Consider the following 11,118-nt stretch of genomic DNA (forward strand, 5'->3'; position numbering starts at 1 on the left):
GCCAATCGTTCTAGGTCAAGGCTGTATTTTCAAATTTGCCAAATTTACCAGATTGATTTAACTGGATATTAGAATTTTGGGGTCTCTGGGTTGTGCTGTTTGCCCTCAAGGCTGGCTGGGTTTTCCCAGGGGCAGGGCCTGTTGAGGTTGGTTAACTGGCCCGATCGGGAAAGCCGATCAGCAAACAGCAATTCAAGTTTCAATCAATTGCAGTTACTGGATTGGCGCGACGATCCATGGGAAGCACTATTGGGGAAAAACTCGCCTAGCAGGTGACATCCGAAAGACCGGCTCATGGTGACTTTTCCTGAGCAAGGTCTGGCCGATGCTGAATGAGTAGTAATCGAAAATGGTGATTGAAGACAGCAATTGAAGGCTTCAAGACCGCTGCTTTTTGATTTCTCACAGCTAATGACCGATCGAGTTTGTCTATGTCTCCTGTTGCTTTGCGTTGGCGTTTGGTTCTGCCCTTGGGATTGGGTCTGTTAATGGGGGCTGTTGGGGAACTGGGGCAGCTGTCGATCGCCCAGGCCAACCCCCGATCGACCCCCGTGCTCAACACCAGCAATCAGTTACCCCCATCGGTGCGATCGCGCATCTTGGCAGTGGCGGCCCGGGATTTGGGTCAAGCGCCTGCAAACTTGACCATTCGCGAAGCCACCCGCGCCACTTGGTCAGACAGTTGCTTGGGTTTGGGTGGACCAGCGGAACTCTGTGCCCAAATGCAAGTCCCGGGTTGGGCCGTTGAAGTGAGCGAGCGTCAATCCTGGGGGCCGCCCAGTTGGTTTTATCGCGCCGATCAAGCGGGTCAGATCATTCGCCAAGCGGTGGGTTCCCGATCGCTCACGCCAGAAGTGGAACAGCGGTTGCTGCGACAGGCGGAACGATCGCTGAAGTTGCCGTCTCGATCGCTCACGGTCACAGCCCTGAAACGCAGAACCTGGGATGGCTGCATGGGGGTTTATGACGCGCCGCTCACGGCCTGCACCATGATTGCGATCGACGGTTGGCAAGCCATTTTGAATCAGGGCGATCGGGCCTTTGTGTTTCACCTCGATCGCGCGGCCAACCTCGTGCGCTACAACCAAGCCGCCAGCAACGGCACAACCGCCATTGCTCCCATGACCAGCGACCTCCCCACCCTCGGCAATGGGGAGCGATTCCAGATGCACATCACTGGCGGGATTGCCGGTCGCCAGGAACGTTGGACTTTGATGGAAGATGGGCGATTGTTGCGGCGCATCAACAATCAAGCGCCGGAGTTGGTGGGCCAACTGTCTGCCAATCAGCGAACGGAATTGGAACAGGCTCTGGATAACAGCATGTTGTCCAATCTCTCGGGCCTCAGCTACTTGCCCACACCGGGAGCCGCAGACTACCAAACGGTGACCCTGACCGATCGGGGAGTTTCGGTGCAATATGCCGATCTGATGCGCGATCGACTGCCCCAATCCATTCAGCAAGCGATTGGTGCTTGGGAACGGGCGATCTCCAGTCTGCAAGCTCCCTAGCCGATCGCGGCGGTCTTGGGTGGATTGGCCCCTCAAGACCGACGCAATCGCTGCTCAATTTGCTGCAAAATTTGGGGCTTGGCACGATCCAACTCCTTCCGCAGATAGGCCTTGCCCACCTGCGGATCTGCTGCGGGCATCTGTGAGCTTTGGTCAGCCCACTGACGCAGCATTTGGCAATTGGCCGCCGTTAGGTGAATCTTGGCCACATATTGGCAACTGTGGGGATCCTCAAGGGCAAAAAACAGCAACCGATAACAGCTCTGCTTGGCCAACTGCCGAGCCAACTCCAAATTGCGGGGCTGTTTCAAATCCAAATAAGACGGTAGCCATTTGGCCCGCCGCGTGCCATCCCCGATCGACATATAGAGCACCGTCAGCCACAGCACCATCGGATGGGGAGACATCATGCCCATAAACCGGCTGTAGCAACTGCTGCCCTCTTCGCTGGATTGGATGGCGCGAATCATTTGGCGCGGCAACATAATCCAAACCGTTGCCAACGGGTCGCCACTGGTGGGCAGCAGGTGAGGAAACACAATTTCCGCTACCGGTTTGCCCTTGGGCCAAGACTGCAACCGACAGAGCACATCAGGATCCGCATTGCTCGATCGACCCCGCGATTCAGACCCGCCCTCACCGCCGAGGGAAGCTCCGGGCAAGGTCGCCCGCTGGAGTGTGCTTTCAATGCGACGACTAATCAGCCGGCCGGGACTGTAGCGGTGTTCCATCGGCTCCAAGGCTTGCAAAATATCGCTCACGGACGCGGGGCGATCATCCGGCTTTTTCGCTAAGCATTGCAAAATCAGTGACTCCAGCGGCTTGGGCACTTTCAGCCCCGGCCGCGCCTCCGCAAAGGTCATGGGCGGGCTGTCCCGGTGTACCTTATACCAACTGCCAAAGGAATGGGTTTCCGCTCGCAGGGGCATCTTCCCTGAGAGCATTTCAAACATCACCACGCCCAGGCTATAGATATCGGCCCGGCCGTCCAACTCCTTGCCTTCCATCTGCTCCGGTGAAGAGTAGGCCAGGGTTCCCATGAAGTGGCTGGTTTGGGCCGCATCCCCCTGCATGAGCTTGGCGATCCCAAAATCCAAAATCTTGACCGACTCACCCATGTCCGGATCTTGCACCACCAGCAGGTTGCTGGGCTTGATGTCTCGGTGGACGATCGGGCAAAGGCGATCCTCAAGCAAAATGCCCTGGTGAGCCGCCTGAAGCCCCAGGCAAATTTGATGAGCCAGATTGAGAAAACGCGGCAGGGGCATGGTTTCCCGCTTGAAGATCGCCCCCAGGTCTCGACCTTCGAGATATTCCATCACATAGAACGGAACCTCATCTTCGCTGACCCCGTAGTCCAACACCTGGACAATGTGCTTGCTTTTTTGCCCTAACAGAAAACAGGAGCGGGCTTCCCGTTTGAAGCGATCGCGCATTTTCTGGTTCAGCAAGGTTTGAGACAAAAACTTCACGGCCACGGGCGCATCCAGCAGGATGTGCTTGGCTCGGTAAACGCGACCCATAGCACCGCGCCCGATCAACTCATCGAGTCGATATCGGTCGGCTAGCACTCGGCCAAGATTCGGGTCGCTCATAGCGTCTGCGCTCTTCTGCTGGGCTGATCGCAAAAATTAGAAATCGTCAAATCAAACCAAGAATGCAACAAATCCGGTGAATCCTATCAGTATCCCCGATGCCCAGGTGGTGATGCCCAGGTGGCGATCGTCAATCCTGGGTATGCAGTCTTGGGTACTCAGGTACTCAGTCGGCGGGGCCAGACCGTGAGATCAAGCGTTGAAATTCTGCGGATTCGGTTGCACCCAGACTAACTGGTCTATTTCCTCGTCATGATCCTTGCCAAAGGAACTCGATCGAACACCCGAGCGAGCAGATGCCCGAGTGAGCAGATGCTGAATGGAACGGATGCAACAGATCTAACTGATTTAACTGCTCCAATAGCCATATCTGACCTGATCAGAGCCATCAGGAGCCGCTCCCGAAGACCTGTCTAGAAGGCTAGGGTAAGCAAACCAACCAAAATTAAAGCAAAAAGTTGATGAACAATGCGATTGGCGGCGGGAGACCTTAAGGGCGATCGCCCGCCAGGAGTAGGGAAAAAATGGAGCGGCGGGGTTGGTTGAGGAGAGCTGGCAGGGAGAGGAAGCGTTGGGCCCGATTCCCCAATCATTGTCGCCTACTCCCAACTGATGGAGCAAAGGGGTCGATCGCGCCCTTGTGCAGAATTGGGCCCTTTGGCGGCTCAGTTTTGTGGCCCTGCTGCGAGTGGAGGGTGAGTCGATAACGGAGCGGCCGCAACCGTGGAAGCTGTGGAAACCGTGCCGATCGCCTTGGGCCAAGCCAGAATTGGGGAAATCCAGTTTGCAAGTATCCGTGAAACGTGCGGAATATGCAGAATCTGTTGAATTGGCACAATTTGCGGAACTTGCGAAATTTCTATCAATTCTGGGAATTGGTCGCATCCATCGTTAAGTTTGTGTTGAGCTTTGCCCCTAGAGTTTTCACCTAGAGCTTGCCCCTAGAGTTTTCACCTAGAGTTTGCGTCTAGAGCTTTCATCGCGAGTCTGCACCTGAATTTGTGTCCGGTTGGGGGCCCGCCGTCTCCGCATTGGTTTTCCAGTTAAGTCTGATGGTCTTTGAACAAATGGTTGCTTCCTCAACTCCCCAGTTAATCCCGATCGTCTTGGCCGGTGGCAAGGGTGAGCGGTTTTGGCCCCTCAGTCGCCGTCAGTTTCCCAAGCAATTTCTCTGCTTGGATGGCAGCGGCCGCAGTTTGTTGCAAGCCACGATCGATCGCCTGATTCCGTTGGCGGGGGCGGCGGAGCATGTTTGGGTTGTGACGGGTCAGCACCTGGAAGCCACGGCCCGCGAACAGTTGCCAGAATTACCGGCGGCAAATTTTGCGATCGAACCGGAAGGGCGCGACACGGCCCCGGCCCTGGCTTGGGCAACCCTGGAGGCGGCCAAGCAATATGGTGACGAGGCGGTGTTGGGCTTCTTCCCGGCGGATCACTGGATTGGGGACGGGGAAGCGTTTGCCCAAACCCTGGCGGCGGCGGCGACCTTGGCCCGCACGGAGGGGGCGATCGTCACCTTGGGCATTACGCCAACCCAGCCGGCCACGGGCTATGGCTACATCGAACAGGGCGAGGCCTTGGGGGACTTTGCGGGCCTGCCGGGCTATCGCGTCAGTCGATTCACGGAAAAGCCCGATCGCGCCCGGGCTGAACAGTTCCTCGCCAGCGGTCGCTATAGCTGGAATAGCGGCATGTTTGTGTTTCAGACCAAGACGGTGATTGCGGAATTAGAACGGCACGCCCCGGAAATTATTGAACCGCTGCGGGCGGAAGGGGTGGCGGCCTACGGTAAGGTTCCCAAGCTGAGCGTGGACTATGCGCTGATGGAAAAGACCGATCGCGCCTGCATTGTTCCGGCGGCCTTTGCTTGGGATGACTTGGGCGATTGGAATGCGATCGAGCGGCTGTTAAAGGGCGATCGGGCCAATGTGGATTTGGCTCAACATTTGGCTTTGGAGACAACCGGGGCGATCGTCTACAGCAGCGATCCCGAAGAGTTGGTGGTCACCATTGGCCTAGAGGATGTGGTGGTGGTGCGCGATGGGAATGTGACCCTGATTGTGGCGAAGGATCGCACCCAAGATATTAAGGCGGCGGTGAAGGCGGTGCAGGAGCATCCCGAATGGCTCGATCGGCTCTAGGGCATGTTTAGGTTGATGTCGCTAGGGATTTTAAGTTGTGTTTTAATCACAGAGCTTTGCTTGTGCTCGTTTTCCTATGGCTTTGCCCCCTGTGCCGGCCGCTTGCTGGCTGATTAAATCTGAACCCATAACTTACTCGATCGCCCACCTAGAGCGCGATCGACAGACCATTTGGGATGGCGTGCGGAACTATCAAGCGCGTAACTTTCTGCAAGCGATGCAGCCGGGAGATTGGGCGTTTTTTTATCACTCCAACACGGAGCCGCCGGGAATTGCGGGCCTGGCGCAGGTGGCCGTGGCCAAGGTGGTGGATCCAACCCAGTTTGACCCCAACAGCCCGTATTTTGACCCCAAGGCCAGTCCCGATCGCCCCCGTTGGTTCACGGTGGAAGTGGCCCATTTGCAAACCTTCGATCGGTTCTTACCCTTGGAATTGTTGCGATCGCAATTCACGGCCGATGAGTTGCTGATTTTGCGACGGGGAAACCGCCTTTCCGTTACGCCGGTCGATCGCCTTGTGGCTGAGCGATTGCTAATGTTGGCCAGCTCGCCTCAAACCGCGCCTTAAACCTAAATAGAAAGCTAAAAGAGAGCCAAACGGGGACCCAATTGAACAAATTAAATTGGGTCTCTCAACTCCATCAAACCCCATCAAACTCCACCGAACGCCGGCAGGCTGGGGGCTGGAGCGCCTGGCTCCGGCTTTGGGAAATTGCGCTTTAACCAAATTTTAAAGATAGGTTAAGCTGAGGCAACTGCCATTTTTGCTACGGTCGAGAGCGCGTCCGCCCCCAATCCCCATGATTAGCCAAGCCATTGCCCGCTACATCGAAGGTACCGACAGTTCCCACAAACCCTGGTTGCTGGTACAGCTTCGCCTTGCCAAATTGGAAGAGCAGCGCGATCGCCTTTCGCCAGCGGAATATTCCCAAGCCCTAGCGGACATTCACCAAGACTTGATGAATTTGGGTGAATGGTGGGTCGGTCGCGAACAGGAAATGTTTCGACCTCATGGGCCAGGCGGCAACGAGTAATGACTAGGGCGCAACGAGCTACCACGGAAAATCCCGATCGACCGGAATCGCAATCGATCGACCTGCACGATCCGCAGTACTACTTCAACCGGGAGCTGAGTTGGATTCAGTTCAACCGGCGAGTGCTGCACGAGTCTATGGACGATCGCAACCCCCTGTTGGAGCGGTTGAAGTTCTCTGCGATCTTCAGCTCCAACTTGGATGAATTTTTCATGGTGCGCGTGGCGGCCCTTAAAAAGCAGGTAGAAGCGGGCGTGGCCAAGCGGCCCCCCGACGGACGATCGCCCCAACAGCAATTGATTGAAATTGCTGAACACCTGCGCCCGATCGTGGCCGAGCAACACCAACACTACGCCAAGGTGTTGCGTCCCCTGTTGGCCGAACAGGGCATTTACCTGCTGGATTACGTTGACCTGAACCAAGAGCAGCGGGCCTATCTCCATCAGCTCTTTGAGGCGGAAATTTTCCCGGTGCTCACGCCCCTGGCGGTGGATCCGGGTCACCCCTTTCCTCATATTTCCAACCTCAGCCTGAATCTGGCGGTGGTGGTGCAGGATCCGGAAACCCAGGAAGATCACTTTGGGCGGGTGAAGGTTCCCGAAAGCTTGCCCCGGTTTTTGCCCCTGGCGGCCGATAGCCTGGATCCGGCCACCCTCAGTGCTGACTGGGTGGGGGTCAATCCCGGTAAACCGGTTTGGGTTTGCGTGGCGATCGAGCAGGTGATTGCTCACAACCTGGAAAGCCTGTTTCCGGGCATGAATATCCTGGAATATCAGCCCTTTCGGGTCACCCGCAACGCGGACATCGCCGTGGCGGAAGATGAGGCCGATGATCTGCTGCTGGCGATCGAACAGGAATTGCGAAAGCGGCGCTTGGGTGGTTCCGTGGTGCGGCTAGAGGTTCTGGACACCATGCCCACGGAAATTAGCGATCGACTGCTCGAAGAGTTGGAAATTACTGCCGAGAGCGTCTATCCCGTCACCGGCCTGCTGGGGCTGCGGGACTTCATGGCCTTTTTGGGCTTGCCCCTGCCTCACTTGAAAGATCCGTCCTGGAACCCAGTGATTCCTAAGCGGGTGCAGCGCCTGCCGGAACCTTCGGAAAATGTGCAATCCCCAGAGGAAGAGGAAGTCAGCGACTTTTTCACAGAAATTCGCCGCCAAGACTTGCTGCTACACCATCCCTATCACTCCTTTTCGGCCACAGTGCAGCGGTTCATCACGGAAGCAGCCCGCGATCCGAACGTGCTGACGATCAAGATGACCCTGTATCGCACCTCTGGCGACTCCCCGATCGTCCATGCCCTGATTGATGCGGCGGAAAACGGCAAACAGGTGGTGGTGTTGGTGGAACTCAAGGCGCGGTTTGATGAAGAAAACAACATCAACTGGGCCCGCAAGCTGGAAAGCGCCGGGGTGCATGTGGTTTATGGCTTGGTGGGACTGAAAACCCACACCAAAATTGTGCTGGTGGTGCGCAAGGAGCTGGAGGGCCTGCGCCGCTATGTCCACATTGGAACCGGAAACTACAACCCCAAAACCGCCAAGCTCTACACCGATGTGGGGCTGCTCAGTTGCCGGCCGGAGCTGGGAGCTGACTTGACCGATTTGTTCAATTACCTAACGGGTTATTCTCGCCAACGCGCCTATCGCAAGCTGTTGGTGGCCCCGGTGAACATGCGCGATCGAATGGTGGCCTTGATTCAACGGGAGCGCGACTGGGCCCGCCAAGGTCACCAGGGGCGGGTTGTGGCCAAAATGAATGCCTTGGTAGATCCGGTGGTGATTCGGGCGCTGTATGAGGCCTCCCAAGCGGGGGTGCAGGTGGATTTGATTGTGCGGGGAATTTGTTGTTTGCGGCCGGGTTTGCCGGGCCTGAGCGACCACATCCGCGTGGTCAGCATTGTGGGCCGCTTTTTGGAACATTCCCGCATTTTCTATTTCCACAATGGCGGCCAAGATGAGCTGTATATTGGCAGTGCCGATTGGATGCCCCGCAATTTGACACGGCGGGTGGAGGCCGTCACCCCGATCGAGGATCCCGATTTGGTGCAAGAATTGCAAGCCATTTTGGGTGTGATGCTGGCTGATACACGCAACGCTTGGGAACTACAGGCGGATGGGATCTACATCCAACGGCAACCCCTTGGCAAATCGGATCCCCAAGCGTCTCAGGTGGTGTTGATGCAGTTGGCGGAACAAGAAGCGGTGATGAAGGATGACGATTAGTGGTTGCTAGCGGTGGATTGATTGCTAGTGGTGGATTGATTGCTAGTGGTGGCAGAGTTGCCTGATGCCCAAAACTCGGTGGCCAGAAATCCTGTAGCCGAAAACCAGCAGCCGATCGCCCCTGAACTGATTCGGCAACGGCTTCGATCGGCCATTTGCGATCGGCCCCAGGACTCGGATTTATACGTGCAGTTCGCCCAAGTGCTGGCCCAACTGCAACGGTGGCCGGCGGCGGCCATGGCCCTGTGGCGGGCGGCGGAGTTGGCTCCTGCTAACTGGCGGCTGTGGCTGCAAGGGGCCCAGGTGGCGGAAGGGCTGGGCGATCGCCCGATGGCGATTCGAGCTTATTTGCGATCGCTCCAAGCGAATGGCAACGGGGCCACCTGCTGTTTTCGGGTGGCGCGGCTGCTGCGGGAATTGGGGCGCGATCGGGAAGCGGCCGACTGTGAGCGCTGGCAACTGCCCCCCGCGATCGTCCAGGAATTTGCGCGGTTGGACTATCCCTTGCATTTGTGTTCCGCCGCCAATTTACCCGCAGAGCAAACCCGCTGGCTGGAGCCGATCGCCCCCTACCCACCCCTCAAAGCTGCCCGTATGTTGGGGCCTGTGCATCCGCACTTGGCTCCAGACACCGCCCCCCAACTGCCGCCCTGGCCTCGCCCCGGAGTGGTGGCCATTCCCCAAGGGCGGGCCCAAATTTCCCAGTTGGGGATCTGCATCACCACGGCCGACCATCAAGTCGTTCAGGAACTGTCCTCGGGGATTGCGCCTTTGCAGGCGGTGAGCCAGCCACCGCCCGTTCGGAAACTGTCGGGCACAGCAGCCTTTTTGTCTGTGCGGTTTCGGCCTAACTATTGGCATTGGATGGTGGACTGTTTGCCCCGGTTGGCTTGGTTGGCGGAGGCAGGGTTTGAGCGATCGGCGATCGATTGGTGGGTGTTCGATCGCCTCGACTATCCCTTTCAATTCGCCACCCTGGAGCGCTTGGGCATCAACCCCGATCGCGTCGTTTCGAGCGATCGTCATCCCCACCTGCAAGCCGATCGGCTCCTGGCCTTGCCGCCCTTGGGCCGCTGTACTCCCATTTCCGACAACACTTTCACTCCCCAGACCCGCGACTTTTTGCGACGGGAATTTTTACCGCTGGCCATGGCGATCGACCCGGCCCACTGTCCCGATCGGCTCTACATCACAAGGCGCAACAATGTGCAGCATCGCCGGTTTTTAAACGAAGCGGAAATTTTGCCCCTGTTGACCCAGCGGGGGTTTCAGGCGGTGGATCTTGATGGCCTCAGTCTGGGTCACCAAGCCGCCCTGTTCCAGCGGGCCCGTGCCATTGTGGCTCCCCATGGCGCAGGTTTGACCAATTTGGCCTACGCCGAACCGGGCACAACGGTGATTGAGCTATTTCCACCGCGTTATGTGGCGAATTTCTTTTGGTTGGTGGCTAACTGTAGCCATTTGAACTATTGGGCCCTGTTGGGGCGCGAAACGTTGCCACCCTTGCCGATCGGGGATTGGATGGCCCAGGCCCAAGCCTATCGAGATGACTTGGAAATCGATCCTCAGGCCCTGGCCACCATTCTCGATCGGGCAAATCTATAGAAATCAGCCAACAGAAAGCAGCCAACCACGGAACGCCCAATCACTGAGCAAACCTAGACCAAAGCCGGAGTGAAATCCCCTGCGGTCAGTTGGTTGGGCGCGAGGTTGGCAATCTTGGCCAGCAGCGTTGGGCCATTGCTGAGGTTCAAGAAGCCATTGCTCACCGTCAGGTTCAAAGAGTCGAAACCCACACCCAAGGGCAAAACGAGGCGATCGATGCCGACTTCAAAATCGAGAATCGTCTCAGTGCCTTCACCAATCACAAAGCGATCGCTCCCCGCGCCGCCGATTAGGGTGTCTTCGCCCCGATCGCCGCTGAGCAAATCATCGCCATCGCTGCCAAACAGGAGATCCGCCCCCCGTCCGCCAAAGAGTAGATCGTTACCGGTTCCGCCGCAGAGGGTATCCGCCTGTTGGTTGCCAAAGAGCGTGTCGTTTCCGTCACCGCCCGCCAGCCAATCGGTTTCTGCGCCACCCCATAGCCAGTCAGAGTCACCTAGCCCCAAGAGTTGGTTGCTTTCGGCATTACCCCACAGGATATCTGCGCGATCGGAACCGGTTTGGGTGCGATCGGGCATCAGCAAGGGCGGTTGACACCCATAACCGCTGTCCCCGATCGGGAAAGAACTGAGGCTGGGGGGAACCTGTCCAGCAACCGGGAAATCATAGATTGCCGGTTCGCCGTTGGTGCGCAGCACAACGCGCCCGTCATAGGTTCCCGGTTGCTCCGTGAGTGCCAAAGTTACTGGGAGGGTGGTGCTGGGCAGAACAACGGGCGGCAGGGTTTCCAAAATGGAAAAGCCCTTGGGGAGTTGCAAATCCAAGAGCTTCAGGGGTTCTGAGCCAATGTTGGTGATGCTGATGACCTGTTGGGGCCGGGCTGCGCTGTCTGTGGTTGCTGAGGGTTGGGTGAGCTGTATGGGGGCGGTGGTGTCGTCAAGGATGATTGGCCCGCCCCGATCGAGAGTCACGACTGTCTCTTATACACATCTCCGAGCCCACGA

The 11,118-nt window shown here is 57.4% G+C and carries 8 protein-coding genes; 6 read left to right on the plus strand and 2 right to left on the minus strand.

Annotation, left to right across the window (positions count from 1 at the left end; all coding sequences use genetic code 11):
• Window positions 1-431: 431 nt before the first annotated feature.
• A complete protein-coding gene (locus AMR42_RS18085; protein ID WP_099535050.1) occupies window positions 432-1,511 on the plus strand; it encodes a hypothetical protein in 1,080 nt (359 codons plus the stop codon).
• Between the two features lie 32 nt (window positions 1,512-1,543).
• Here AMR42_RS18085 and AMR42_RS18090 read toward each other — a convergent pair whose 3' ends face one another.
• A complete protein-coding gene (locus AMR42_RS18090) occupies window positions 1,544-3,106 on the minus strand; it encodes a serine/threonine-protein kinase (RefSeq protein WP_099535051.1) in 1,563 nt (520 codons plus the stop codon).
• A gap of 1,067 nt (window positions 3,107-4,173) precedes the next feature.
• On the opposite strand from AMR42_RS18090, the gene AMR42_RS18100 reads away from it, so the two are divergent.
• From AMR42_RS18100 to AMR42_RS18120, 5 genes are all read left to right on the plus strand, one after another.
• Window positions 4,174-5,247 carry a mannose-1-phosphate guanylyltransferase gene (locus tag AMR42_RS18100; RefSeq protein WP_099535059.1) on the plus strand — a complete coding sequence of 358 codons (1,074 nt, stop codon included), beginning with the start codon at window positions 4,174-4,176 and terminating at the stop codon, window positions 5,245-5,247.
• A gap of 76 nt (window positions 5,248-5,323) precedes the next feature.
• Window positions 5,324-5,815 carry an EVE domain-containing protein gene (locus tag AMR42_RS18105; protein ID WP_099535053.1) on the plus strand — a complete coding sequence of 164 codons (492 nt, stop codon included), beginning with the start codon at window positions 5,324-5,326 and terminating at the stop codon, window positions 5,813-5,815.
• Window positions 5,816-6,047: 232 nt separating this feature from the next.
• A complete protein-coding gene (locus AMR42_RS18110) occupies window positions 6,048-6,281 on the plus strand; it encodes a hypothetical protein (protein ID WP_099535054.1) in 234 nt (77 codons plus the stop codon).
• On the plus strand, window positions 6,281-8,509 hold the full coding sequence (ppk1, locus tag AMR42_RS18115; RefSeq protein WP_099535055.1) for a polyphosphate kinase 1: 2,229 nt from the start codon (window positions 6,281-6,283) through the stop codon (window positions 8,507-8,509). Before AMR42_RS18110 ends, ppk1 begins: the two co-directional genes overlap by 1 nt.
• A gap of 48 nt (window positions 8,510-8,557) precedes the next feature.
• Window positions 8,558-10,114: a glycosyltransferase family 61 protein gene (locus AMR42_RS18120; protein ID WP_143473174.1), complete on the plus strand. Its 1,557-nt coding sequence runs from the start codon at window positions 8,558-8,560 to the stop codon at window positions 10,112-10,114.
• 53 nt (window positions 10,115-10,167) lie between these two features.
• Here the strand turns inward: AMR42_RS18120 and AMR42_RS18125 are convergent, their stop codons facing one another.
• A complete protein-coding gene (locus AMR42_RS18125) occupies window positions 10,168-11,085 on the minus strand; it encodes a calcium-binding protein (protein ID WP_099535057.1) in 918 nt (305 codons plus the stop codon).
• Between the last annotated feature and the right edge of the window lie 33 nt (window positions 11,086-11,118).

Origin of the sequence: Limnothrix sp. PR1529 (assembly GCF_002742025.1) — a bacterium.
Lineage (GTDB): Bacteria > Cyanobacteriota > Cyanobacteriia > CACIAM-69d > CACIAM-69d > CACIAM-69d.